Genomic DNA, 25,049 nt, shown 5'->3' with positions numbered 1-25,049 from the left:
AAATCTCGTGCACAATACTAAATGAACTAGGAGGTTTTCTTAATGAAAACAATCGCAAAATCTTTGATGCTCTCCACCACTGTCCTTTTATTCGCTTCACCTATTACACAGACAGCTGATGCTGCATCTATTCAAACGAAGCAGGTGACAGCAGAAAGTGATTTTCAGCTTCCTTCAACAACAGACACCATTAAACAAAACATTGAACAATCTTTCCAAAAACAAGAAAAATGGCTACAAAAATTAGAAGTGATTGCCGGACAAGAAAAACGTGAACAATTTGAACAGTTTTTCAACCAGCATGTAGGACCTGATTTAAAAAATCTTTTAGAAGAGTCTGATCTTACATGGAAACAAGTAGAAAAAACGATTTATCAATCTCTTGTTAAATCAGACGTTCCATTTTTAGCTGCCAAAAGCATTGCCCATTTTGCTACAGTGGCATTAAAGAAAATGTAAACATACAGAAAAGCGCCTCGCATAACTGCGGGGCGCTTGTTTTGGTTATTTCTTATATTCAATATGGTACACGTCTCTTCTTCGGTCTTTCAGCTGACGAACCGTCCCATCTTGACGCTGCCTTCTTAATATTTCTAAGTCGACATCACCGACAACTACCATTTCAATATTCGGGTTGCACTCACCTACAATGCCATCTCTTGCGAATTCAAAATCAGATGGTGCAAAGATGGCTGATTGTGCATATTGGACATCCATGTTTTCTGTTTGCGGAAGGTTTCCGACCGTTCCAGAAATGACCGTATATATCTGATTTTCAACCGCTCTCGCCTGCGCACAATAACGCACTCGTAAATAGCCTTGACGGTCTTCTGTACAGAATGGAGTGAAAATAATTTTCGCTCCTTTGTCAGCTGCAATTCGAGCAAGCTCAGGGAATTCAATATCGTAGCAAATTTGGATCGCAATTTTACCGCAGTCCGTATCAAATACCCGGACTTGGTCACCAGCTGAAATCCCCCACCATTTTCTTTCATTCGGCGTGATATGCAACTTATATTGCTTTTCAATCGTTCCATCACGTCTAAATAAATAGGCGATATTATAGATTTTCCCTTCCTCTTCAACGAAATGAGAACCACCGATGATATTAATGTTGTACTTGACCGAGAGATCTGTAAACAAATTGATGTAGTCCTCGGTATATTCTGTGATCCGCTGCACTGCTAGACTTGGTGATCTCTCTTCTAAATATGACATAAGTTGCGTTGTAAAGATTTCCGGGAAAACGGCAAAGTCAGCTGACGCATCTGATGCCACATCCACGTAATACTCCACTTGATTCATAAACTCTTCGAAGGAATGAATTTGCTTCATTGCATATTGAATGACACAAATTCGCACTGGGAACGCCGATTTATAATATCTTTTCGATTGCGGGCGATAATCGACATTATTCCATTCCATTAGCGTTGCGTACGTGCTGGAAGCTTTATCATCCGGCAAGTAATTCGGATTGATCCGCATCAGGCTAAATTCATTTAACAGCTGAAAAGATAGCACAGGATCATAAATTTGGTGCAGCATGACTTGCTCTACATATTGGCGAGGCGTCATTTCCTCTTGATATTTATGATAATTCGGGATACGTCCGCCAATGATGATGCTTTTTAAATTTAATCTTCTCGCTAAGTCTTTTCTTGCTTCGTATAAACGATGACCGATTTTCATCCGGCGGTACTCAGGACTGACCATTACTTCAATTCCGTACATATTCATCCCATCTGGATTATGGTTTGTGATATATCCATCATCTGTGATGTCCTGCCATGTGTGACGATCATCGTATTCATCAAAGTTAATTAATAAACTTGAACATGAGCCGATAATTTCCCCCTCGAATTCCGCACAGAACTGACCTTCTGGGAAATGTTCAAGGTGGCTTTCAAGGTGCTCTTTTTTCCAAGGGTCCATGCCTGGAAAGCATACTTCTTGCAATGCGATGATTCGGTCGATATCTTCTTCTCTAATATTTCGAATCACCATTCTTTTTTCAAATCGCGTTAAATCTAGTTTTTCTGCCATGATGTATTGCCCCCTTACTGATCCTCTTTTTCAAGCTGATGGAATAGCTGGAGCAATTCGATTTCAGCCATGGATTCTAATCTCGCGTCATATTCTTCAAACTGCAGTGTGCTCGTCACTTTATTTGGCACGATGACACATTTCATACCCGCTCGTTTGGCAGCGATTGACCCATTCACAGAGTCCTCAAATGCCACGCAATCTTTTGGCTCAACGCCTAAGCATTGTGCGGTTTGCAAATAAAGTTCTGGGTGAGGTTTCACTTCTTCCACATCGTCTGACGTGCGGATACATTCAAAGTAATCGAAAAGTCCAATTTGTTTCAGGTGATCAGACACCCATTTATAATCTGAGCTGGAAGCAAGTCCAATCTTAATTCCAAGCTCCTTTGCCGCTTCTAAATAAGCTTCTACACCAGGTCTTGCTGCTTCGTCCTTCATTCTCTTTTGAAAACGAGAACGCCGGTCCGCTGTAAGCGCCTCATGATCTAATGTCTTCCCTAACTGCTCTTCCAAATATTCAAAAGGCTTAAAACCTGCCTGCGTTCCAATCACATTTCCCCATACAGACAGAGGCAGCTCCGATTCATGCTCCGCAAACATTTCCTGCAGAACCTCATATTCATGTGTTTCTGTATCTAAAATTAATCCATCAAAATCAAATATAATCGCCTTTACCAAAGAGGCCACTCCTTTTTTCCGAAAGTCTGAAATATCTTCCATACTGCTATCATATCGTGAATAAAATTGACTTTCAAAGATGAATGTCTGCTAAAATGATTATGTATAAAAGGAGCCTGCATCGTTTTGTCAGGCTCCTGTCATGTTCGATTCTTTCTGCAAGAGATCCAAGCGCTCCGATTCGTGGAGAATAGACATTGTTGAAAAAGAGCGGAATTGGTATTACAGATCTTGAAGGTTTCTCCGTTCCCTTAAAAATAGTATGTGCGACGACCTTGTAAGTTAACAAGGAAGTTCACACCAACTTTTACGCATTTTGAAGGTGACGGCCTGCAAAATCATCTAAATCAAACGGGAAAGAAAAGCCGCACGCATTAACTTGTTCACGGTTGAGTTCAAATAACTCACGATCTCGTTTTGTCATATGTCGCTTCGGCTTTAAAATAATGGTATGTAATAGCTGAAGACCTGATAAGATACGAAAAGCATCATCCATTGTCCCGTTATACACACCATCAATGAAAGTAAGCGGGGGTTGTTTTTTCTGCTCTTCTCCATTGACAGAATGGGATAAAAGATCTTCAATTTCCTTTGATACTTCTTCAATTGCCTGCTCTTGAAGGTCTGTCGCAGCTTTCATTAATCTCACGTGGCATCTACCTCTCTGTCGTTATTACTCCATTCAGAATAGCACAGAAAAAAAGTCATTCGCTAAGGTAAGTGTTTCCTATATATACCCATAGAGAGGACGAATATCATGATCATAAAAGGACACACGCTCTCCCTAAAAGTAGGTGAGCAGCAAAATGGCATTTCCTTAAGTCAATTTTTAAAAGACGAAGTGTCTGCCTCTAAACCGATTATCCATTTTTGGATGGAGCACCAAAAAGTCCGTCTCAATCAAAAACCTGCCCACCATGCTGCAAAAGTGAGTACAGGTGATCAGATTCTCATTGATTTATTTGAGACGGAAGAAAGTGATGTGACGCCAGAATACGGTGAATTAGAGGTACTCTTTGAAGACGAGCATTTATTAGTTGTCCAAAAGCCTGCTGGAAGACCGACGCATCCAAATGAAAAAGGACAAACAGGTACGCTGGCGAATCTAGTCGCTTTCCATTTTCAAGCAAATGGAGAAGAAAAGCGGGTCAGACATATACATAGGCTGGATCAAGACACAAGTGGCACCGTCATTTTTGCCAAACACAGGTTGGCACATGCTGTACTCGATCAAATGCTTTCAAAAAAAGCAATTAACAGAACGTATCTTGCCATCGCACAAGGACTGTTTAAGAAAAAGAAAGGAACGATCCAAGCAGCCATTGGACGTGATAAACACCATGCTGTCAGAAGGAGGGTTTCTCCTACTGGTCAAAGCGCCAAGACTCATTATGAGGTCTTCCATCTCAATAAACGTTTACAGGTGACGGCCGTTAAGCTGCGATTAGAAACAGGCAGAACGCATCAAATTCGGGTCCATCTTAGCAGTCTCGGGCATCCTTTAGCTGGCGATACATTATATGGCGGGAAGCGTGACCTGATAAACAGATGCGCCCTTCATGCCAAACAAGTAGACATGAACCATCCATTCACAGGTGAAAAGCTGACGATAGAAGCACCGCTCCCACCTGATATGGCTGAATTAATGGACAATATGTAGAAAAAAGAGCCTGATCATACAGGCTCTTTTGACGTTAGACAGATGCTCTTTTCGCATAAATAATGTACCGCTCTGGTGCGTTGCCGACAAAATGAAATGGATAGCATGTGGTTAACACAAGCTCTTCTTTTTTATTTTGTAAGGTAATAATGGATGTATCATGCTGATCCACAATTTTCGTATGCGTGATTTCATAAACAAACTCACCATACGGTACAGTGATTTTCAGCTGATCCCCAATATCCAGTTCACCAGTCCGGCGGAAGACCGTATCCCTGTGTCCCGACAAAACGATTTGTCCATTTTGATCAGGGTAATAACTGCCTTTATAATGACCGACGCCTTTGGCAAGGTCGTCCGCATCTGTCCCTTCAACAATCGGCAAATCGGCTTTTAATTTCGGAATGGTCAGGATGCCAGAGGCTTTCCCCATTTCAGGTGAAAATTTTTCCTTTGTCATCCCTTGATCAGTTTCTACGACCTTCTTTGCTTCCTCTAACGAATGTGCTGTTTGTAAGTGAGTAGAAGCGATTTGCCAAATTCCCCAGCCAAGCACCACAATCCCCGCTGACATGACAATCACTGCAAGCCATTTTTTCATGCGTTAACTCCTTTGTCTTTGCTGATGATTCTTTAGCTTGCTGCTGCCTTTTCTTCTTGTTTCGCTTGTTGAATTCGGCCCTCTTTTTGATACACAATAGAAGCTCCCTCGAAGCTCTTTACAAAAGCGACCGTTGCTTCTAAATCTTCTGGGCCTGTTTCCGGATTTTTCCCTAGCCGCCCAATCGGTGCATACTTACTTCCAGTGGCAGTCGCCATGAAGTTGTTCACTGTGAGTGTATACGTTTTATCGAAATCAACGGAAGAACCATCAGGCAGTTTTAAGTCGACTACTTTATATGTTAACGGATCGTACGAATAAGAAAAGCCTGAAATGCTATAATCCGGTCCAAATTGAGGAGATATTTGAGCTTCAATGATATCAACTAAATCTTTCCCCTTGATGTCCAGCTTCACTAACACATTTCCGAATGGCTGAATATTAAAGAGATCTCCCCAAGTAATCGGTCCTTTTTCGAGATTTTGTCTGATACCGCCGCCATTCATCATGGCAAAGTCACTTTTCATTGAATATCTCATGCCATCCGCAATGAGGTTGCCAAGTGGTGTATCACCATCATTGGAATAGCCACCTTCCATCTTGACGCCAGCTTCTCCAACAACCTCACTAATAATCGGCTCCACTTCTTTTCCGTAATGGGCTAAAATGTCCGCTGCTTCCTGATCCTTTTCAATACCAGCCTGGTCTACATACTGGATGTTTGCACTCTTTTTGACAATATCTTTTGTTTTCCGGTCAAGTGTGACATTGACTTCTCCAATTGCCTTTCCGTATTCAAAGGCTTGGACAATTAATTTTCCATTCACCTCTCCATTGACCACTTCGTGATTATGGCCAGCGAAAATGACATCGATTTCGTCATCACCTTCTTTGGCAAGCCTTGCACTTTCTCCAGTAATGGTATCACCATTTTGAGAGGCGGTCATATGAGCCAGAACTGCGATCGCTTTAATCCCTTTTTGCTTTAATTCCTTCGCTGCTTCATTGACAGCTTTGACTTCATCAGTAAATTGAATATCTTTAATTCCTTCTGGCATGACCATTCCTGCCGCTGATGTTGTCACAACCCCGATAAAAGCCACAGGGATTCCTTCGACATCCATAATTTCATAGGCCGGTAAAAGTGGTTTGCCAGTATCCTTGTATTCACAGTTTGCACAAACAAGCGGGAAATTCTGCCCATCGTATCCTTTTGTGCCTTTCGGGTGATCTCCACCTTTTAAGATTCGTAATAGTTCGTCTACACCTTCATCAAACTCATGGTTGCCGACTGTCCCAACATCAAAGCCGATGTTCTCCATTAGTTCAACGGTTGGTTCATCTTGTAAAAGAGAAGATATTGGCGAGCTTCCGCCTATCATATCTCCTGCATGAACTGTCAGTGTATTTTTTTGCGCAGCTTGCTTTTGTTTTATATAAGCCGCCACATAATCCACCCGTCCATATGTTCCTTTACTGCCATCACCTTTTACATCCAGCTCATATTGCTGATCAATTTTCCCATGCAAATCATTCATACTTAAAATGGTTAATGGAACTTCACTAGATGATTCTGACGCCTGATATCCAGCCTGCTCTGCTTCTTCTTTAGAAGCAAAAAAGATACGTTTATCCACATCGATCTCATTCCAGCTGTCAGGTGATACGTAGGTTTTTGCAGATGAATCCCCCACATAACGCGTGAGCCCTTTTTTCTGCTCGCGTGCTCTAAATTCAAACGGCTGTTCTAGCAGAGGATCTTCTTTATTCCAAATACCAAGCCCTTTTTTCTTGGCATCTTTCACTGCTTGCTGGAACATCCGATACTCTTTTTCATCTCCAACAGGCCAGATGAAATAAGTAGGGGCATACCCTTTTTTCACAAGCTCTAGGTTCGTATTCAGCCCTTTTTTGGTTTTGACTTGAGCTAAAAGACGTCCATATCCATCCTTTGCTTCCGGGCCAATCTTTAATGTGACTCGATCACCGCTTGAAAGAAGCGTTTTTAAATAATCCGTCGCTTTTTGTCCAAAGCGCAGCTGGTTTTGATCTAATTCATTTTTGGGCTTGTGGTAGGTTTCTGGTGTGTCCATATTCACGAAGCGTACCTTTGTTGTGCCGAGCACAGGCTTCTTCAAATGAATGGTATCTCCATCCACAACACGATCTACCGTTGCCTCGTATTCTTTTTTGATTTTTGGCGGCTTTGGCTGGTTCTTCAGCAATTTGACATCGGTTTTGTGTCTTGGAAGTACTTGCAGCGTATCATATCTGCTTAAAACGCCAGTAAACTCATACCATTTTCCGGTCTTCACTTGATCAATGGCACCCGTATCAACCATGACTCTAAGGACTGTACTATGATATTTTTTATCGATGATGACCACATTGTATCCACCGCCAGCTGGCTGATCTGGCGCCTGTTCTACATAGCCTTTTACCTTCACTAATCTTCCTTCATATTTGCCTGCCTGATCCGCTTCCAATTGTTTAATGGAAACTTTCTTTGGCGAAGGCAATGGCTGATTCACAGCATCTATCTTCAGACGATCTTGATCTGGTACAATTTCAACGAGCCCTTTATAAGTCGTCACCTTGCCAGTCACCGTGACCTTCATGCCTGCTTTCAGTTCTGGAAAATTCTTAGGCTGCGCAGAATAAATATTGAGACCAGCTGTTTTGTCTTGAATATATGTTGATAGTTTCCCATTCCCTATAGCGGATTGATCTGCTGTTACGATTCCGCTCACTGTTACCGTTTCTCCTATCAGTTTTCGGGCTTTTTTTATGTTCATCGGCTTTGTTTGTTTCCATAAAGTCTCCTTTTTCTCAGAAGAAGATAACGCCTCAGCAGTCATCATACTAGGCAGTAAAGATTGCAGACTAAATATCACCAAAATCAAACAACAGACCATTCGAATGGATTGTATACGTTTCATTAGATTTCTCCCCTTTGAACTTCATCTCTTCTATTGTACAAAGCAATTATTGAGACTGGATGGATTTCATGTAAAACTGATCTCAATTACTTGGAAACGTAATAATCACACGTGTCCCTTCAAAGCTTTTGCTCTCAAAACGAATGGTACCGCCATGACTTTCAATAATCTTAATGGTCATCATTAATCCAAGACCCGTTCCTTTTTCTTTCGTTGTGTAAAAAGGTTCGCCTAATTTCCCAATCTCCTCTTCTGGTATGCCCTTTCCTTGGTCTTCAAATATCAGCATCATTTGGTCGTTTTTCAATAATGAAGTCACTTGGATCACACCTGTTACTCCATCCATCGCTTCAATTCCATTTTTAAGAATGTTAAGAAACACTTGTTTCAGTTCATTTGGAATGCCTTGAATATGTGGCAAAGAGGGAGCCAAATTCTTTTGAATCGACACTCCTTTTAAGACCGCCTGAGATTCAACGACCATAATGACTTCTTCGAGGAGAAGGTTCACATTCACCGGTTCAAATTTAACAGATTTGCTTCTAGAGAGCACAAGGAATTCGTTAATAATAGACTCAAGCCGATTAAACTCTGACATCATCACATCGGCATAATCCTTCTGATACTTTTTACTTTGAATCATTAGCTGTAAAAAGCCTTTTAACGACGTAAGTGGGTTACGTATCTCATGGGCAATACCAGCTGCAAGCTGTCCAACTGCTGACAGCATTTCAGACTTCATCAGCATTTTCTCAGACTGTTTTTGACTTGTAATATCCTCCGAAATCCGCATGACAGTAGACTGCATTTTGTCAGGGTCATCGATTCGGTGTAAAGAGACTCTTTCCCATCGCTCACGCCCTGATAAGTCCTGAAAATACAACTCACCTGTCCAGCTGCCCTCTCTTAAACACACGTCCCATTGTTTCACTAGATCATCACATTGACACAACGCATAATAGACAGAAAAAATATCTTTTCCGATCAAGTCATATTCATGCTGCTGTACAAACTGACAAAAGCGCTGATTGACACACTGAATAACACCTTCTCCCGTTGCAACCACAATATGAATATGGCTGTTATCAAGTGCTGTCACCGCAAGATGAAGAGCCTGCTTCAATTTCGTCATTTCGGTCATTTTGATCCAGGTCATCACCGCTCCCTCGCGATCTTGATCATAGAAAGGTGTCATATGAACCGTGAATTGTTCTCCTTCGTTCGTTTCAATTTCACGTTCGATTACGCGCCTATCTGAAATGACAGATTGAATATCATGATAGAGCATTTCCTTCGATAACTTCTTCACCATCGACTGAAACGTTTGCTGGTGCCGGGTTTGAGCTGAAGTGAATAAAGAGGTAGCTGTAGGAGTGTGATAGCGAATATTCATTTCCCGGTCCACAAACAACGTGGCAAGTTCTGGCTTCACAGACGGCCGGTACAGTTCTTCTCTTGTCACCTTTAAGTTGTTTATGATATTAATAAAATGCTCGTTTGTTTTCTCGCGCACTTCTATTTGCTTGTTTTTTTCTTTTAATTGAGCCCTTGCTTCTTGCTCCTTTTGTTTGACCTCATTGAGCTCGTTTTCTAAATCGACAATTCGCTGTTGATAAACCGAATTCTGCTCTAACATCCCTTTGTCCCTGCCGTTCTTTTGATTTTTTCCTCTCTCACTCTTCCGAATGAGAATGACGTATACTCCTTTAAAACGGCGATCAAAATGTTTCACTGTAAAATCTGCATACTGCTTTCTGCCATTTTCCGAAATGAGGACATGTTGAAAAACAACCTCAGTCTCTTCAGTCCATACCTTTTGAAAGCTTTGACTTAGTATCTCTTTCATATAATCAGGGGTTACATATTCACATAATTCATCTGAGACTTCTGCATGCGCTAAGAAAGAATAGGCACCGTTTGATATCGCGAGGATTTTCTCGCAATCGTCTATGATGAAACATGCATCATACTCCTGCTCTACTTCTTTCATATATTGGACAGCTCGTTTTTTTAACTCCGTATGACCTACATTGTATTTAGGAACGTTTGAGTGGGTGTAAATGTTCCACTTTTCATTTAACAAATGAAATAAACGAGGGATATTGGGTACCTTTTCATTCGGTCCTAATATCAACATCCCTTGATCCTTTAGTGCATATTGGAATCGAGATAAGACTCGTTTTTGTACTTCTGGCTGGAAGTACATCAGAACATTTCGGCAACTGATAAAATCGAGGTGGATAAAAGGTGAATCGATCAATAAATTGTGAGGAGCAAAGACAATATGTTTTCTAAGCGACTGCTTCACAATAAAAGCGTCACCTTTTTTTTCGAAATATCGCGCCCTCCATTTTTCTGGCATCCGTGCCATAGACTCAAGCGAATAAACACCTTTGCTTGCACTTTGGATGGCTTTCCGGTTGATGTCTGTTGCAAACACTTGAAGTTCAATGGACACTTGTCTTCGTTTCATTTCTTCTAAAAATAACATCGCAAAAGAATAGGCTTCTTCACCTGTAGAACATCCTGCAATCCAAATGCGGCATCGAGATTTCCCATTTTTCATTGTGTTTTCAATGATCGACGGAATGATGTGATGTTCACATACTCGAAAGGCTTCCATATCTCTAAAAAAGGAAGTCGTGCCGCTTAAAAGCTGTACATGCAGGCGATCAAGCTCATCTGGTTCTCTCTCTAATAAACGATCGTACTCGGACAATAAGGAGATCGATTGGTTCGCACTCCTCATTCTTTTTTGAATGACAGAGAGCAGTCTGCGCTTCTCATAGGTTGAAAATGCAATTCCTTTATGCATTTCAAGACGTTCAATGATTCTGATCAAAACAGGGTCTGCAACATCTGTATGCGGAACGTTGATGATGTTGGCTATATATGACGCAAGTGCAGAAGGGTCTTGAAATGTTTGATGATACATACGATCAAACCCCCTATTTGTCTCACTGCACGATATAGCTGTACCGCCTTGCTCAACGATTTGAAGCAAACCACTTCCTACACAATAGCCTTTTTGAAAAAAGATCGCATAGGCCTCTTCCTTTTGCACATTGGCAAGTGACTGAAACAACGAATTTACAGCACACGCCTTGTTTGTAGGATGCTGCTCTGTTATGTGTAGCCGTTTGTCTTCTGTCAATGTCACAGCTGCATGCTGCGGACAAACATAAATCGTATTTTTCATGACTTTCTCACCATGCTTAATCGGCTTTGCCCGGTAGCCAATCGGTAAAACAAGTGCTTCCAAATCAGTTACACAATCGCCTGTCACATGATTTTGCACAACAATAAAAGAGGCATTTAATTCATGCGGAAATGATTGAAAAAAAGCCTCAAGATGATGCTGTTCAAACGGCGAAACACCGATGCCAATCACTGGTGCCTGCACATGTTCGTCTTCTATCAAACGATTAATGATTTTGTCCTGCATCTGGTACCCCCATGTTCATTCGTCTGATACATTTTTTCGACAAAAAGGAAGAAAACCCTCTAATTGTAAATAATGTTTTTTGCATGAAAGGAGGAAAACTTCCTCACATTAAAACAGACTGTATAAACAGAAGGAGGATTCTTTATGCAAAACGATCAGCAGACAAATGTTCAAGGACATGCCCAGCAGCCCCAATTCAATCATGGCGGGCATGAGTTATTTGATTTACATGAGGTATTAGCAGGGACCATTAATATTTTGGATCAATACATGATCTTTCGGCAATTTATCCAAGATCCCGCATTATCCGACATGTTAGATCGACAATATCAATTTGTATTGTCCCAGTACAACGTCACGGTAGATTGCTTTTCTACTGGTCAAAAGCCTAGTGAAGAAACATCTACTTATATGATGAACGAACAGACACAGGTGACATACGGAATAAAACCATCTCAGCCTAAGAAGCCAAATCAATCATTACAGGATGTAAAAGATGCGGGAATTACAGGGCATATGCTTGGTCTCGTGAAATCTCATGCTGGATTACTCTCAATGACTGCATTAGAGGTCACAAACCCTGTGGTACGACGTGTGCTTGCAGCGCAAATCCCGAACTTTATTGAAATGGCGTATGAAATTTTCTTATATCAAAACAAACATAGCTATTATCAAGTTCCGCAGCTTACAGCGCAAGATATGCAGGCGATGACGTCTACATTTGCCCCTATGCAGGGACAGGTGCAGATGCCGCCAAGCAAAGCCAATCAGCAAAAACCGCTTCATTAAACAAAAAAACGGCTACCCGATTTTCAGGTCAGCCGTTTTTTCTTTGATATTTCAGTTTAAATTGCTCTTCAAAATCTGTGAGACGTTGTCCTGTCGCTTGTTCAAACCCTCTATCAAAACGACTAGTTTTCGCCGTTTCCTCCATGATCTCATGTATGACATCTCGTCCATAAAGCTGCACAAGCTCATAGATCATATAGTAGCTTTGTAAATAAACATCTGTCTCATACGTCGTGCGAGATTCTTGCCAGTCTTGATCAGAATAAAGAGATTTAAAAGGAATGACGTCAAACCGTTCAGACGTGGCATTCAGCACATCATAGGCCGTCCATTCTGCTGTTCCTTCATGGAACCAAAGGGGAAAGACGACTGGAGATACATTGTATGCATGCACCTTTTCATAGAAAACAAAATGGGCATACTCATGAATGAATAACGTGTTGAAAAAGTATAAAGGCAGTGTCTCTTTCTTCAACAATTCTTCCCGTTTATCTGGGTATAATCCAATCATATGATCAACATCAGAATAAAAACCTGTAATATGCTTGATGCCAGCAAATTGCTCAATCGTCTCTTTATCATCAAAATAAATGATATCTAACGGTTTATCAGCTTCATACTGAAACACTGACATCGTTCTCTTCTTTGCCTGCTCAAGCGCTTCTATGGTCAGATCGACAAAGGCGCCCTCATCCTCTGCATAGTAGATTCGAATATGTTCATAGACTTGCTTATTGAGTCCTTCCGTTAAGACCGTTTTAGGCGAAGAATGCTCCTCTAGATATTGCCCTGCCAGCTGGAACGCTACATAAATCAAGTACGCAGTGAACGCATAAAAAATCAAACCTGCTGCAATCATTCCGCTTACAAGTTTTTTATGAATTAATGACGGTTTTGCTTTCATTTACTCCCCACCTGAATTCATCCTGCAACCTCTTTCTCTTTCTATGAAAAAACAAAGATCAACAAGAGGTGATATATTTTTTACTTTATGCAGTCAGGTGCGCAAGGTGCGGTTCCAAACAAAAAAGCCGCATATGACATACGGCTTTTGTCGTAGCTATTTTGATTCAGGGAAGACACGTCGAACCGTTTCAGTAAACTCGTCGAAGAATCCTGAAATTGGTTCTCCACTTCTAATACGTTTTCCGTACCCTGCCATACGATCGACAAAGTCTGGATTAGCAGATACATACACATTATCAATTTGTTGATCCGTCGATTTGACTTTGTCAGAAATTTTCTTTTTCAAATCGTCTGTTACATCTCCGCTTTTATTGCCTTCAAGCACGACAGCAACAAATGCATTTTTCCCTGTGACAAGTACGTTCGCTGTTTTCACTTCAGACATGTTGGCAACAAGCTCTGATGCCTTATCTGCCACTTTCACCTTCTGAGGTGTTTGTACATTTGGTTGATCCTGTCTCATGTTGTCGTTCTTATATGTGACATTTTCGTACTGTCGTTTCATTGTTCCTCTTCGTTCATCGCCTTGGTTGTTCATTCCACACCCAGCAGTGATCAATGTTGGAACGAGTAATAAAGATAGCATCCATTTCTTATTCATCAATTGATTCCCTCCTTTTGCTCATAGGTTTTTCATCCAGCAGACTTTTTATGCACACATCCTCTATTTCAGCAATGAATTCATAAATCGGCCTTGATTGGTCATCCTAAACATGATGAAGAAGTATCATCACGATCAAATGGAGGGATTCGTTTGTTTAAAAAGAGAAAAGGTATGAGTACTGGTGTAATGATCGCAGCATCAACAGCCATCATTGCATTATTTTCACCACTATTACGGAGAAGACTTAGCAGCATGACTCAAATGAATTTGTCCTCAATGATGAAAGGCAAAGATCAACACCAGCATGAGTCATCTCGTCATGAGCCCCAGTCGCATTCACGTAAAGACTCAAAAGAAGTAGGACAAATGATCAAGCAGGCATTCAGCGCTGTCCAGCCTAATGAAACAAGCCAGCATCAAACATCATCAAAAACATACCAAACTCATCAGCCGCCGAGAGAGTCTTACGCCCAGTCTCTTCACATTGATGAAAGTGTCATGAATGTAATGGATGATGAATCCATTCAGCAAGTGCTCAATGACATCGAGCACAAATAACTAAAACAGGAGCCTTTTTTCAGAAGGCTCCTGTTTATTCTCCTGAAAAATGCTCTTTCACCATGATGCAGAAGGAAGGCAAGAAGGTGATTTCGATCGTGATAACAAACCGTTCCACACCATCTAATAGTATCAACAGCTCTTTTTCATGCTGCCGATCCTTTTTTATTTCTACATGTCGCACAGTTTTAAAGGCATATACTCCTAAAACAGATGCGTCCATTTTTCGAACAGCCTTCAAAGAAAATTCTTGTACTCCAAGAGACATCGTCACCACAAATCGCTCTTCCTCATTCTCAAACCGAAACGTTAGATCTTGATATTCAATGGGCATATCTCGTTCAAATCCTTCATCAGGCCACGTCTCAAAAAAAGAAAGCCAGTCCGTTCGATCTGGAAATTGTTTTCTCCTCATTTTAAACCCCTCATAAGTGAAATTTTTATTAATTATCTTGTTTCCTCTTTTCTTTTGCAACAAATTTTAGTAATTTTAAAAAGGTGATTTTATTTTGCTAAGAGACCTCTTTATTAATTTAACAATTCTTGTCACTTTCCATTATTTATTGATGCTTGTGTTTAAAGAAAATTTTTTAAAAAAGGAAGACACCCTGCTCAGACAAATTTTTAAAGGAATGATTTCTGGGTTACTCGGTGTCCTCTTAATGTTTTTCTCTATTAAAGCAGGACCAGCCATCATCGATTTAAGACATATCCCCCTTATTTTAACGGCATTTTATGGAGGCATTGCACAAACGTTCATTGCAGCCTGTGTGATCATTATTGGCCGATTATTAATTGAAGCCAATGTCGCTTCTTTCATTAATATTTTTTCCATGATATTTATCGCCACAGCTTCCTTTTTAATTGCTGAGCGTCATATCAATCACGTCGTAAAAATGCTGTTATCTATTACCATGAGCAACGTCATAGCGACGATTTTATTTATCATCATCGTCAATGAAAGATCGTTTGAACTGCATACTGCCTATTGGATGTTCTCGTATATTGCCGGTTTATTTAACTTTTATGTCATTGAGCATCAAACAAAAGCGTATCAGATGTTAAATTTGTATAAATTCCAAGCTCATTATGACTTTTTAACTGGTGTTTTAAATAAACGGAAATTCGATGAGATATTAAGTGATGCTTTTTCTCTGAACTTAAAGCAACCTATCCATCAAATGTCCTTGATTTACCTAGACATCGATTATTTCAAAACCATCAATGATCAGTATGGACATCATGAGGGAGATATCGTTTTAAAAGAAATCGGAACAAGGCTGATTAAGAACACAAGAAGCTCTGATTATATTGGGCGGATCGGCGGTGAAGAATTTGCTGTGCTTTTACCGAATTGTTCCGTTGAAAAAACATGGCAAATTGCGGAACGTTTACGAAAAAAAATGGCGGATCAGCCAATTTATTTACAAAACGGAACATCGATTCACATTACGGTGTCAATTGGCTGTGCTTATGATGCAGGAACAAGTGAAAACATGAAACAATTACCGATTATTGCAGATCAGGAGCTCTATAAAGCGAAGCAGTCAGGCAGAAACAAAGTGAGCTTTTCTGGACGAAAAAGAGAACACTTAACATAGGCTTTTTCCTCAATTTGTTAGCGCTAATTATTTTTAAAAAAGTTTTCGTATAACAGTTGTTTTTTCCCGCAAACACTGGTAAAGTAAAGGTAATTATTTTTGTTCGTATCATCTTTAAGAAGAAAGTTTTGAAAGAGTTTTCGTCTTTGAAGTTTGTGTAAGAGCAAGAATAGTGAATTTAAGCGTTAAGATCGCTTTAGGAGGAAATTTCATGTTAGAAGGTAAAGTAAAATGGTTCAACTCTGAAAAAGGTTTCGGATTCATCGAAGTAGAAGGTCAAGACGATGTATTCGTTCACTTCTCTGCTATCCAAGGCGAAGGCTTCAAAACTTTAGAAGAAGGTCAATCAGTTTCTTTCGAAATCGTTGAAGGTAACCGTGGACCACAAGCTGCTAACGTTAACAAAGCGTAATTTAAGAGCATCTGCTCTTTTAGCACTTTATAGAGTGAAGGAAAACCGCTCGGCTTTTATGCCGGCGGTTTTTTTGTGTAATAAAAAAGAGAACCTGACGAGAGGTTCTCTTTTTATTTGTCCTTCTGCTTTAGTTTCTGTAAAGCAGAACGATACATATCATCATTCATTTTCGTCTCTGGTTCTTCTTCTTTGACAGGTGGTTCTGGCTGTTTAAACTTTTGAAGCGCCTGTCTATAGAAATCATCACCTGACGGAGCATCATCTGTCTGAGAAGGCTCTGACGCTTTTTCTTCCACTTCAGGCTCTACAGGTCTCGCCGCAACTTCTGGCCCGCTATGCGGCACGTCAGGATGATTCGATACATCTTCTTTGATCTCTTCCTTCTCGGCCGAAGCGTGTCTGACATTGAACGCTACTAATCCGATAATGACTAGAACAGCAGCTACTAACGCTACAATAATCGTCGCCAAAAGAACCCTCTCCTTATCGCTTAAATGACGCAGTGACTGATGCTACACGTCTTCCTAATGCTTTCCCTAGCTCAATGCCTTCTGCAGAAATCACTTCATCAGAATCAATCGGGCACGTCACACCTGCTCCATAATAAGAGCCGTATAACGCATTTTCTGGAACATTTCCAGGAAGGCCGACCACAAGCATCCCTTGATGGAACATCGGCGTAATCAAATTGTGCATCGTCATTTCTAATCCGCCATGTGTTGTCGCAGTGGTACAGAAAACGGCACCGACTTTATCGATGAGTTTTCCTTCTGCCCATAAATACCCAAGACGGTCAATCCATGTCTTTAATCCAGAACTAATGGTACCAAAGTGACCAGGGCAGCCCCAAATGATTGCATCCATTTGATCAAGCTTGCGGATATCCGCATCTTTCACATGATCAATGAACACTTCAGCTTGCTCTGTTTCACCTGCGCCAGCTGCAATCGCTTCTGCAAGTGCTTTTGTATGGTCACCTTCACTATCGTATACGACATAAATTTTCATGTACGGTCCCTCCACACTTATCTTGCATCTTGGTTTGCTTCCTTAGGTGCTGGAAGCAATGTCATTTCTTGTTTCTTATCCTGCTTTTCTTTTCGCTTTTTATCCTTACGTACATCTCGCAGGAATAAGCTAAGAATCACACCAGCTGCACAGAATAATGTCACCCACATGTAAGCATCATTGATGCCCATCACATTTGAATCAACTTGTGCTTTCGTAAAGAGCTGGGTAGACACATATTTTTGAGCAGCTTCTGCTGTCATGCCCATATGGTGCATCACATTAGAGACAGCCGCCTGGAATGAATTCATAAAGAACGGATCAGCTGTATTCGTTTGATCTGCCATATTGGAATAATGGAATGTCGTGCGATTTGTATAAATCGTCGTGATCAAACTCGTACCGATCGAACCACTGATTTGTCTCAGTGTATTTGACATCGCTGTACCATGACTGTTTAAATGCTGCGGTAATTGGTTCATCCCAGCAGTCATGACTGGCATCATTAAGAGTGACATACCAAAGGCACGTACTGCATACATGAGCACAATGTGACTATAAGATGTATCAATCGTTAGCCTTGTAAACTCGTATGTGGTGACAACCGTAATCAGCATCCCCACAATGGCAAGTGGACGAGGTCCAAATTTATCAAACAAGATCCCTGAAATTGGAGACATAATCAGCATCGCAAGTGCCCCTGGAAGCATTAATAACCCCGATTGCAGTGCAGTAAACCCAACGAGGTTCTGCAAATAGATCGGAAGTAAGAACATCCCAGTGTATAAGGCAACGGTAATAATAATGTTAATAACACTTGATAATGAGAAAATGCTGTATTTAAACACGCGGAAATCAAGCATCGGATTATCCGCTTTTAGCTGTTGGAAAATAAAGAGAATGATCGCAATCGCACCAACAATAATCGTAGATAGAACAATTGGATCTGTCCAGCCATCGCTTCCCGCTTCGCTCACTCCGTATAGAAGCGAAGCAAAACCAACGATCGACAGAATCGCACCAAGGCTGTCCAGCTTGATTTTTTTAGGCTCTACAATATTTTTAAACATAAAGAAAGCCGCGATAATGACAATCGCACCGATTGGTACAAGTCCATAAAACATAATACGCCATGAATAGTGTTCAATAATATAACCAGATAACGTTGGTCCAACAGCTGGCGCAAACATCATCGCAAGACCAAAAATCCCCATTCCTTTCCCTCTGTTTTCTGGAGGGAAAATAAAAAGGATTGTTGTCATGACGAGCGGCTGTAAGATACCGCCACCGACTGCCTGAATCAAACGACCAATCAGCATCGTAGAAAAGTTTGGCGCAATACCGCAAATAAAAGTCCCTAGTGTAAATGAAATCATCGCCACGAGGAATAAGCTGCGCTGGCCAAAACGTGTGATTAAAAACGCAGATAACGGAATGAGCACACCGTTGACAAGCATGTAACCTGTTGTAAGCCACTGAATTGTCGTCGCACTCACATTAAATTCAGTCATTAAATGGGGCATGGCTACGTTCAAAAGCGTTTGGTTTAAAATCGCTACGAACAAACCGGCCATTAAAATGATCAGTAAAGACAAGGAGCCTGCTCCCTGTTTTGTCGCTGCAGGTTGATTTGCCATCTCAGACAACCTCCTTTCATTTTTTGATATCAGTCATCATTAAGATGAAATTTTGACAGAAGCATTCATACCTGGAAGTACTTTGTCAGATGGATTTTTAATTGAAATTTTCACTGCTACTTTTTGTGTCACTTTCGTGTAGTTACCACTTGAGTTTGTTGCTGGCAGCATATTGAATGTTGAGTTTGTTGCATAACCAATTTGTTCAACTGTTCCTTCAAATGTTGTATCAGGATCGCCGTCTACAACGATGTCCACTTTGTCGCCTTTTTCAATGTTCTTAATGTCTGTTTCTTTAATATTCGCTGTAATGTAAAGCTTGCTTAGGTCAATCGTTTCACCAAGAACTGTCCCAGGCTGCACTTGTTGGTTGTTTTGTACTTCTTTTTTGACTAATGTGCCATCAGCCACTGCTTTAATGTTTGTTTTTGCTTCTCCTTCAACTTTTGCAACTGTGCTGTCTTTTTGCACTTCGTCACCTTCATTGATGTCCCAGCCTTTGATTTGTCCAGCTGCTGGCGCTGTAATTTGGTACATGTCACCTGTCACTTTTGCTTCATCTGTTTTTACGAAGTTTGTGCTTTCGTAGTAGTAATAAGCACCTCCGGCAATAATGGCAAGAATCACAATAAGGCCAATAATATTCGTTAGCAATAAACGCCCTCTGTTCATGTTTTGTTTCTCCTTTCATGTATAAAAATATAGTGTCATCTGCTTTAGCAAACTTAGAATGCCCATCATCTGACAGATTATGAAACAAGCTCATAGAGCTGCCTGTTTCCCCTTTTTCTACTCCGCTGAAAATGGTGTGCAGCCCATTTATACTTATTGTTCACTTATGAGCAAAAAGCAGAAAAAGAAGAAAAGACGATCGGCATCTTTTTTTGAAAAACTTATATTTAACAAGATTAAATATTAATAAATGAAAATTGAAATGTCAAAGAGAAAGTTTTACTTTTTTTCTGGTGATCCCTTCCTTCTCCACACAAAAAACCTTTCAGCCCTTATGCTGAAAGGTTTTTTTGAATGTTCTCTTTAAGAAAGAACTTCTTCCTGCTGAAAAAATTTTTTTAATGCGAGAAAAACGTCTGATTTTTGCTTCAAAATATAATGCTTAAATTTCTCATCCTGAATATGTTTATATGCTGACATTAACGTAGAATGCCGATTATATTGATTCACTTCACCATAACAAAATAAATTGGCTTTTTTCATAATTTCAGAAACGAGCTTCACGCACCGTGCATTATCAGAGGTCAAATTGTCACCATCAGAAAAATGGAAAGGATAAATATTATATCGTGACGGAGGATATCGTTCGTCTATGAGCTCTAGTGCCTTTCGATAGACAGAAGAACAAATGGTTCCCCCGCTCTCTCCCCGAGAAAAGAAGTGCTCCTCATCTACGACCTTCGCCTCTGTATGGTGGGCAATGAATTCGATCTCGACTGTCTCATACTTTGTCCGCAAGAAACGTGTCATCCAAAAGAAAAAGCTTCTCGCCATATATTTTTCCCAAAGCCCCATACTTCCGCTCGTATCCATCATCGCTAGGACAACCGCTTTTGATTCTGGTTTGGTGACTTCATTCCACGTCTTATACTTAATATCCTCTGGATAAATAGGATAAAAGGAAGGGCTTCCTGTCATGGCATTTCGTTTAAATGCTGACAGCATTGTGCGTTTTTTATGGATATTACCGGTTAACCCCGTTTTGCGAATATCATTAAACTCAATTTCCTCGACAACGATATCATCAAGTTCCTTTTGTTTAAGATTTGGTAGCTCCAGCTCACGAAACAGCGCTTCCTCTAAATCCATTAATGAGACTTCAGCTTCGTAATAATCATCACCGGCTTGATCTCCAGCACCTTGACCTTTTCCCTGCCCTTGCTTACTGTCAGATCCATCCCGAGCGACCACATCGCCAACTTGGCTGTCTCCATCTCCTTGACCTACATGCTTATTTTTATCATAGTTGTACCGAATTTTATATTCATCTAAAGAACGGATCGGAATTTTGACCACATCTTTGCCATTAGACATGATGATGCTTTCCTCTGTGACAAGATCCGGCAAATTGTTTTTAATCGCCTCTTTGACTTTTTTCTGATGACGCTGCTGGTCATCAAAGCCTTTTCGATGGAGGGACCAGTCTTCCTGAGACACAATAAACTGACTTTTTTCTTGCCGGGACATCCATCCCCCTCCTCACCTTTTTGCACAATTCTTGTACCCATCGATTCCATTATCGTATGCTGGCCGTCGTCGAAATGACGATGATTTTTAAAAAAGACATTACTGGTGCTGGTTTGCGCCAATAATGCCTCCTTCATTTATTAACGATTCAGAAGACTGCCTACATATTTTAAGAGTTCATTTGCACTTGTAGAATTATAGCCATGCTCATCAATCAATCGCGCCACTACTTCATTGACCTTTTTCAACTGCTGCTCATCCGGCGTTTTTGTCGATGTCGTAATTTTCACGACATCTTTCAAATCGGCAAAGAGCTTCTTCTGAATGGCTTCTCGTAACCTCTCATGAGAATTATAATCAAAGCGTTTGCCCTTTCTCGCATAAGCTGAAATCCGAATGAGGATTTCTTCTCTGAATGCCTTTTTGGCGTTTTCAGAAATGCCGATCTGTTCCTCAATTGAACGCATGAGCTTTTCGTCAGGATTCATTTCTTCACCTGTTAACGGATCACGCAGTTTGTTTTTATTGCAGTACGCCTCAACATTATCTAAGTAATTATCCATGAGAGTTTTCGCAGACTCCTCATAGGAATACACAAATGCCTTTTGAACTTCCTTCTTCGCCATATCGTCATACTCTTTTCGTGCGACAGAAATAAAATTCAAATAACGTTCCCGATCTTCACTTGAGATCGATGGATGCTGATCGAGTCCTTCTTTTAAGGAACGGAGGACATCCAGTGCATTGATGGATTCCATGTTCTTTCGAATAATGGTGGATGAAATGCGGTTAATGACATATCTCGGGTCAATTCCGCTCATTCCTTCGTCATGAAATTCCTTTTTCATCTCATCAATATCAACAGATTGGAAACCTTCGACACTTTCCCCATCATACAGTCGCATTTTTTTCACCAAATCGATATCAGACCGCTTCGGCTCTTTCAGCCTTGTCAAAATAGAGAACATCGCAGCCACCTTTAGCGTATGCGGTGCAATATGAACATCTGAGACATCACTTTCTGAAATCATCTTATGATAAATACGTTCTTCCTCTGTCACCTTTAAATTATAAGGGATCGGCATCACAATAATTCTTGAGTGTAAAGCCTCGTTCTTTTTATTCGAAATAAATGACCGGTACTCCGTTTCATTCGTATGTGCAACAATCAATTCATCCGCACTAATCAACGCAAAACGCCCCGCCTTAAAATTTCCCTCCTGCGTTAATGAAAGAAGATGCCATAGAAATTTCTCATCACACTTCAACATCTCCTGAAATTCCATCATTCCACGGTTCGCTTTATTGAGCTCTCCATCAAACCGGTACGCACGCGGGTCTGACTCTGAACCAAATTCAGCAATCGTTGAAAAATCAATACTTCCTGTTAAGTCGGCAATGTCCTGAGATTTCGGATCAGACGGGCTGAAGGTACCAATGCCGGTCCGTTTGTCCTCTGAGAAAAAAATTCGTTCCACTCTCACATCCTCAATGCGGCCGCCATATTCCTCTTCGAGCCTCATCAAGTTCAAAGGTGATAAATTCCCCTGCACACGTATGCCGTATTCTCTATAGAAATCCTCCCGCAGATTTTGCGGAATAAGATGAAGCGGATCTTCATGCATTGGGCAGCCTTTAATCGCATAGACTGCGCCATGATCTGTTAGTGAATACTCTTCCAGCCCTCTTTTCAGCCTTGTGACAAGCGTCGATTTCCCGCCGCTGACTGGACCCATTAACAATAAAATACGCTTTCTGACATCTAAACGTTTAGCCGCAGGGTGAAAATACTCTTCCACTAGCCTTTCCAATGATTCCTCTAATCCAAAAAGCTCCTGATCAAAAAATTTGTAGGTTCTGACCCCATTCTCCTCTTCAATCCCGCTGTCCTTAATCATATGATAAACGCGAGAATGAGCAGATTGAGCGACAAGTGGATTTTCTTTAATAATATCTAAATATTCGCTGAATGTGCCTTCCCATTTCAGTCGCTGCTCTTCTTCTCTGTGCTGTTCAATTTTCTTTAAAATATCCATATGAACCTCCTCTTTCAAGATTGAAGCTAGAAATCAGATACTGTTTTACAATCTATGCGGAGGCGTCCTATTACATGCTTTCGTTCTTCAAAATGACGAATTGGCAAACTGAATTGACAACCATCCGCAAGACCCTTCATAATAAAGGAAAAACAGGAGAAAAATGATCTTCATCTCCTGCTTTTCAAGGCGAACTTCGCAACATATGAAACCGGCAGCAAAGGAACAAAGGGATAAGGGGGAGCTTATATGAGAACGGTCATTATGATGGGCGTCATCATTACGTTTTTAGTATCCATTTTCACAGCTGGCTACGAAGGCAAGCCTGGCAAATGAAAAAAAGGATGTTCCATCAGCGGAACATCCTTTTTCATTTCGTTCATATTTTCAGCACTTACATATTCACTGAAAGCGAGATGGGATCTCGGCTTTTATCATGTTCTTATATCAAATCTCGGTATTGTTGCTGGCGAAGCGCCTCATACACAAGAATCGCTGCCGTATTCGATAGATTCAGTGAACGAACATGCTCTGTCATTGGTAAACGTAGACAGCGATCCATATTCCGTTCAATCAAATCTTTTGGCAATCCACTCGTCTCTCTGCCAAATACAAAGAAGTAGTCTTCATCTAGCTGCGAGTAATCGAACGTTGTATGCGGCTTTTGCCCAAACTTTGTGATATAGAAAAATTGCCCCTTCGGATGAGCCTCAAACAATTCATCTAATGAATCATGATAGACGACATTGGCATATTTCCAATAATCGAGTCCTGCACGCTTCAGCATTTTATCATCTGTCGAAAAACCAAGCGGACGAATCAGATGAAGTGTTGTATTTGTTGCTGCACATGTTCGCGCAATATTTCCAGTATTAGCTGGAATTTCTGGTTGATATAAAACGACATGAAGTCCCAAAAAAGTTCACCTCTAATTTTCTTTTCCGCTCAACATTATACCATTAACTATCCTTTGGAGCATCGTCCAAAATGTGAAAAAACGTATAACGAATACTAGGTGTATAAGCCGTTGAATCTTCATACGACCAGTAACGCATACGGCTGTCATACGTTTGTGCATTCACAAGCGGCATTCCGCCTTTATCATGATCAACGACAATGGTTGTATGATTATACCTACCGTCACCCTCAAAATCGTAGCAAATCACATCACCTATTTGAAGCTCCTGCGGTTCCTTGAGCTTCTTCGCTCTCAACCCCGCTTTGGAATTGGCTAAATAATTTTTCATCGAATGTGCCACCGTCCAGCTGTAACTCCACGTATGTGGACGAACCCACCAGCCAGATCCACGGTTCGGATATCCTCTCGTTGGCGCATTCCCTGCTTTTAGACATTGTGAAATAAAATTCGTACAGTTATCTTCAAAATTTTTATAGGCTGGATTCCGTTTATTCCAATACGTTTCAGCATATTGAACAGCTGCACGCCGGTCATAGTGAAAAGCTCTTCCAAATTGGTCTTCGTTTTGGAAGCGCTCATCCACCTGATCTTCCTTTTGTCGTTCTTCTAACATCATCCGATCTTTCACAAGCATGTCGTTATAAAGAAACGCTTCTCTTTTCTCAACCTGTTCCTCTAAATAAAAAGAATCGTCTATATCCTTACAGACATAAGTGAGGTGAGCGAGATATTGTATTTGCTGAGCTCCATCATCTTGAATAGCTGAATCGAGAAGTTTTGCTTTTGCTTTCGCCTTGACAATCTCAACTTGTCTTCTTGCAAACAGCTCTTTCTTTCGCTCCACAGCGTCCACATCAGACATCAGCTGCGGCTGTTTGATCGTACTGCCATTTAATAAATATGCCAGTCTGTCTTCTAACGTTTGTTCTAATAATTGTTTCACACAGAC

23 protein-coding genes are annotated in these 25,049 nt (G+C 40.8%); 6 read left to right on the top strand and 17 right to left on the bottom strand.

Annotated features, from left to right (window positions below):
* Positions 1 to 42: 42 nt before the first annotated feature.
* On the top strand, positions 43 to 459 hold the full coding sequence (locus ACTJKA_RS06785; protein WP_007497062.1) for a hypothetical protein: 417 nt from the start codon (positions 43 to 45) through the stop codon (positions 457 to 459).
* Positions 460 to 504: 45 nt separating this feature from the next.
* On the opposite strand, the gene ACTJKA_RS06780 is transcribed toward ACTJKA_RS06785, so the two are convergent.
* The 3 genes from ACTJKA_RS06780 to ACTJKA_RS06770 form a co-directional block, all read right to left on the bottom strand.
* A complete protein-coding gene (locus ACTJKA_RS06780) occupies positions 505 to 2,043 on the bottom strand; it encodes a bifunctional GNAT family N-acetyltransferase/carbon-nitrogen hydrolase family protein (protein WP_007497061.1) in 1,539 nt (512 codons plus the stop codon).
* A 14-nt stretch (positions 2,044 to 2,057) separates the two neighbouring features.
* The gene (locus ACTJKA_RS06775; protein WP_072368402.1) at positions 2,058 to 2,723 is read right to left on the bottom strand and encodes an HAD family hydrolase; all 666 of its coding nucleotides are present in this window, start codon (positions 2,721 to 2,723) and stop codon (positions 2,058 to 2,060) included.
* Positions 2,724 to 3,030: 307 nt separating this feature from the next.
* The gene (locus ACTJKA_RS06770) at positions 3,031 to 3,372 is read right to left on the bottom strand and encodes a DUF5365 family protein (RefSeq protein WP_322536322.1); all 342 of its coding nucleotides are present in this window, start codon (positions 3,370 to 3,372) and stop codon (positions 3,031 to 3,033) included.
* Between the two features lie 108 nt (positions 3,373 to 3,480).
* Between ACTJKA_RS06770 and ACTJKA_RS06765 the strand changes: the two genes are divergently transcribed.
* Positions 3,481 to 4,383 (top strand): RluA family pseudouridine synthase, encoded by a 903-nt coding sequence (locus tag ACTJKA_RS06765; protein ID WP_098681055.1) that lies wholly within the window; start codon positions 3,481 to 3,483, stop codon positions 4,381 to 4,383.
* A 34-nt stretch (positions 4,384 to 4,417) separates the two neighbouring features.
* On the opposite strand, the gene ACTJKA_RS06760 is transcribed toward ACTJKA_RS06765, so the two are convergent.
* The 3 genes from ACTJKA_RS06760 to ACTJKA_RS06750 all read right to left on the bottom strand — a co-directional run bounded on the left by ACTJKA_RS06760 (position 4,418) and on the right by ACTJKA_RS06750 (position 11,368).
* Positions 4,418 to 4,984 carry a class D sortase gene (locus ACTJKA_RS06760; RefSeq protein ID WP_025207002.1) on the bottom strand — a complete coding sequence of 189 codons (567 nt, stop codon included), beginning with the start codon at positions 4,982 to 4,984 and terminating at the stop codon, positions 4,418 to 4,420.
* A 32-nt stretch (positions 4,985 to 5,016) separates the two neighbouring features.
* A complete protein-coding gene (locus ACTJKA_RS06755; protein ID WP_440607662.1) occupies positions 5,017 to 7,923 on the bottom strand; it encodes a 5'-nucleotidase C-terminal domain-containing protein in 2,907 nt (968 codons plus the stop codon).
* Between the two features lie 82 nt (positions 7,924 to 8,005).
* Positions 8,006 to 11,368 carry a CheR family methyltransferase gene (locus ACTJKA_RS06750; protein ID WP_089374177.1) on the bottom strand — a complete coding sequence of 1,121 codons (3,363 nt, stop codon included), beginning with the start codon at positions 11,366 to 11,368 and terminating at the stop codon, positions 8,006 to 8,008.
* Between the two features lie 144 nt (positions 11,369 to 11,512).
* Here ACTJKA_RS06750 and ACTJKA_RS06745 point away from each other — a divergent pair, with 144 nt between their 5' ends.
* On the top strand, positions 11,513 to 12,157 hold the full coding sequence (locus tag ACTJKA_RS06745; protein ID WP_072368398.1) for a spore coat protein: 645 nt from the start codon (positions 11,513 to 11,515) through the stop codon (positions 12,155 to 12,157).
* 28 nt (positions 12,158 to 12,185) lie between these two features.
* Here ACTJKA_RS06745 and ACTJKA_RS06740 read toward each other — a convergent pair whose 3' ends face one another.
* Entirely contained in the window at positions 12,186 to 13,061 is an 876-nt protein-coding gene (locus tag ACTJKA_RS06740) for a hypothetical protein (RefSeq protein WP_019743739.1), read from the bottom strand.
* Positions 13,062 to 13,217: 156 nt separating this feature from the next.
* The gene (locus tag ACTJKA_RS06735) at positions 13,218 to 13,724 is read right to left on the bottom strand and encodes a YhcN/YlaJ family sporulation lipoprotein (protein ID WP_008349054.1); all 507 of its coding nucleotides are present in this window, start codon (positions 13,722 to 13,724) and stop codon (positions 13,218 to 13,220) included.
* Positions 13,725 to 13,877: 153 nt separating this feature from the next.
* Here ACTJKA_RS06735 and ACTJKA_RS06730 point away from each other — a divergent pair, with 153 nt between their 5' ends.
* Entirely contained in the window at positions 13,878 to 14,285 is a 408-nt protein-coding gene (locus ACTJKA_RS06730; protein ID WP_440607661.1) for a spore coat protein, read from the top strand.
* Between the two features lie 34 nt (positions 14,286 to 14,319).
* Here ACTJKA_RS06730 and ACTJKA_RS06725 read toward each other — a convergent pair whose 3' ends face one another.
* Positions 14,320 to 14,700: a hypothetical protein gene (locus tag ACTJKA_RS06725; RefSeq protein ID WP_129548188.1), complete on the bottom strand. Its 381-nt coding sequence runs from the start codon at positions 14,698 to 14,700 to the stop codon at positions 14,320 to 14,322.
* Between the two features lie 94 nt (positions 14,701 to 14,794).
* Here ACTJKA_RS06725 and ACTJKA_RS06720 point away from each other — a divergent pair, with 94 nt between their 5' ends.
* On the top strand, positions 14,795 to 15,886 hold the full coding sequence (locus ACTJKA_RS06720) for a GGDEF domain-containing protein (RefSeq protein WP_048003248.1): 1,092 nt from the start codon (positions 14,795 to 14,797) through the stop codon (positions 15,884 to 15,886).
* A gap of 211 nt (positions 15,887 to 16,097) precedes the next feature.
* Entirely contained in the window at positions 16,098 to 16,298 is a 201-nt protein-coding gene (gene cspB, locus ACTJKA_RS06715; protein ID WP_008349061.1) for a cold shock-like protein CspB, read from the top strand.
* Between the two features lie 113 nt (positions 16,299 to 16,411).
* Here cspB and ACTJKA_RS06710 read toward each other — a convergent pair whose 3' ends face one another.
* From ACTJKA_RS06710 to ACTJKA_RS06675, 8 genes are all read right to left on the bottom strand, one after another.
* On the bottom strand, positions 16,412 to 16,771 hold the full coding sequence (locus ACTJKA_RS06710; RefSeq protein WP_268390537.1) for a hypothetical protein: 360 nt from the start codon (positions 16,769 to 16,771) through the stop codon (positions 16,412 to 16,414).
* A 13-nt stretch (positions 16,772 to 16,784) separates the two neighbouring features.
* Complete coding sequence (locus ACTJKA_RS06705) at positions 16,785 to 17,309, bottom strand: NAD(P)H-dependent oxidoreductase (RefSeq protein ID WP_008358701.1); 525 nt, start codon at positions 17,307 to 17,309, stop codon at positions 16,785 to 16,787.
* Positions 17,310 to 17,326: 17 nt separating this feature from the next.
* Complete coding sequence (locus ACTJKA_RS06700; protein WP_017366903.1) at positions 17,327 to 18,946, bottom strand: DHA2 family efflux MFS transporter permease subunit; 1,620 nt, start codon at positions 18,944 to 18,946, stop codon at positions 17,327 to 17,329.
* Positions 18,947 to 18,985: 39 nt separating this feature from the next.
* On the bottom strand, positions 18,986 to 19,618 hold the full coding sequence (locus tag ACTJKA_RS06695; protein WP_007497037.1) for an HlyD family efflux transporter periplasmic adaptor subunit: 633 nt from the start codon (positions 19,616 to 19,618) through the stop codon (positions 18,986 to 18,988).
* Between the two features lie 363 nt (positions 19,619 to 19,981).
* On the bottom strand, positions 19,982 to 21,145 hold the full coding sequence (gene yhbH / locus ACTJKA_RS06690; protein ID WP_007497035.1) for a sporulation protein YhbH: 1,164 nt from the start codon (positions 21,143 to 21,145) through the stop codon (positions 19,982 to 19,984).
* A 140-nt stretch (positions 21,146 to 21,285) separates the two neighbouring features.
* Entirely contained in the window at positions 21,286 to 23,181 is a 1,896-nt protein-coding gene (locus ACTJKA_RS06685) for a PrkA family serine protein kinase (RefSeq protein WP_017360374.1), read from the bottom strand.
* Positions 23,182 to 23,623: 442 nt separating this feature from the next.
* Positions 23,624 to 24,097: a tRNA (uridine(34)/cytosine(34)/5-carboxymethylaminomethyluridine(34)-2'-O)-methyltransferase TrmL gene (gene trmL, locus ACTJKA_RS06680; protein ID WP_003211950.1), complete on the bottom strand. Its 474-nt coding sequence runs from the start codon at positions 24,095 to 24,097 to the stop codon at positions 23,624 to 23,626.
* 43 nt (positions 24,098 to 24,140) lie between these two features.
* Positions 24,141 to 25,043 carry an amidase domain-containing protein gene (locus tag ACTJKA_RS06675; protein WP_050827087.1) on the bottom strand — a complete coding sequence of 301 codons (903 nt, stop codon included), beginning with the start codon at positions 25,041 to 25,043 and terminating at the stop codon, positions 24,141 to 24,143.
* Positions 25,044 to 25,049: the final 6 nt, after the last annotated feature.

Origin of the sequence: Bacillus sp. 22190, from assembly GCF_052045575.1 — a bacterium.
Taxonomy (GTDB): Bacteria; Bacillota; Bacilli; order Bacillales; family Bacillaceae; genus Bacillus; species Bacillus altitudinis.
The sequence above is the reverse complement of the archived record's forward strand: the minus strand, read 5'-3'. Positions and strand labels throughout refer to the sequence as shown.

What these genes read in the sequence shown, in the direction of transcription:
- ACTJKA_RS06700 (WP_017366903.1), bottom strand. Translation starts at nt 18,946, where the DNA reads ATGGCAAATCAACCTGCAGCGACAAAACAGGGAGCAGGCTCCTTGTCT.
- ACTJKA_RS06780 (WP_007497061.1), bottom strand. Translation starts at nt 2,043, where the DNA reads ATGGCAGAAAAACTAGATTTAACGCGATTTGAAAAAAGAATGGTGATT.
- ACTJKA_RS06735 (WP_008349054.1), bottom strand. Translation starts at nt 13,724, where the DNA reads ATGAATAAGAAATGGATGCTATCTTTATTACTCGTTCCAACATTGATC.
- ACTJKA_RS06695 (WP_007497037.1), bottom strand. Translation starts at nt 19,618, where the DNA reads ATGAACAGAGGGCGTTTATTGCTAACGAATATTATTGGCCTTATTGTG.
- ACTJKA_RS06785 (WP_007497062.1), top strand. Translation starts at nt 43, where the DNA reads ATGAAAACAATCGCAAAATCTTTGATGCTCTCCACCACTGTCCTTTTA.
- yhbH (WP_007497035.1), bottom strand. Translation starts at nt 21,145, where the DNA reads ATGTCCCGGCAAGAAAAAAGTCAGTTTATTGTGTCTCAGGAAGACTGG.
- ACTJKA_RS06750 (WP_089374177.1), bottom strand. Translation starts at nt 11,368, where the DNA reads ATGCAGGACAAAATCATTAATCGTTTGATAGAAGACGAACATGTGCAG.
- ACTJKA_RS06705 (WP_008358701.1), bottom strand. Translation starts at nt 17,309, where the DNA reads ATGAAAATTTATGTCGTATACGATAGTGAAGGTGACCATACAAAAGCA.
- ACTJKA_RS06760 (WP_025207002.1), bottom strand. Translation starts at nt 4,984, where the DNA reads ATGAAAAAATGGCTTGCAGTGATTGTCATGTCAGCGGGGATTGTGGTG.
- ACTJKA_RS06765 (WP_098681055.1), top strand. Translation starts at nt 3,481, where the DNA reads ATGATCATAAAAGGACACACGCTCTCCCTAAAAGTAGGTGAGCAGCAA.
- ACTJKA_RS06745 (WP_072368398.1), top strand. Translation starts at nt 11,513, where the DNA reads ATGCAAAACGATCAGCAGACAAATGTTCAAGGACATGCCCAGCAGCCC.
- ACTJKA_RS06755 (WP_440607662.1), bottom strand. Translation starts at nt 7,923, where the DNA reads ATGAAACGTATACAATCCATTCGAATGGTCTGTTGTTTGATTTTGGTG.
- ACTJKA_RS06725 (WP_129548188.1), bottom strand. Translation starts at nt 14,700, where the DNA reads ATGAGGAGAAAACAATTTCCAGATCGAACGGACTGGCTTTCTTTTTTT.
- ACTJKA_RS06685 (WP_017360374.1), bottom strand. Translation starts at nt 23,181, where the DNA reads ATGGATATTTTAAAGAAAATTGAACAGCACAGAGAAGAAGAGCAGCGA.
- ACTJKA_RS06740 (WP_019743739.1), bottom strand. Translation starts at nt 13,061, where the DNA reads ATGAAAGCAAAACCGTCATTAATTCATAAAAAACTTGTAAGCGGAATG.
- cspB (WP_008349061.1), top strand. Translation starts at nt 16,098, where the DNA reads ATGTTAGAAGGTAAAGTAAAATGGTTCAACTCTGAAAAAGGTTTCGGA.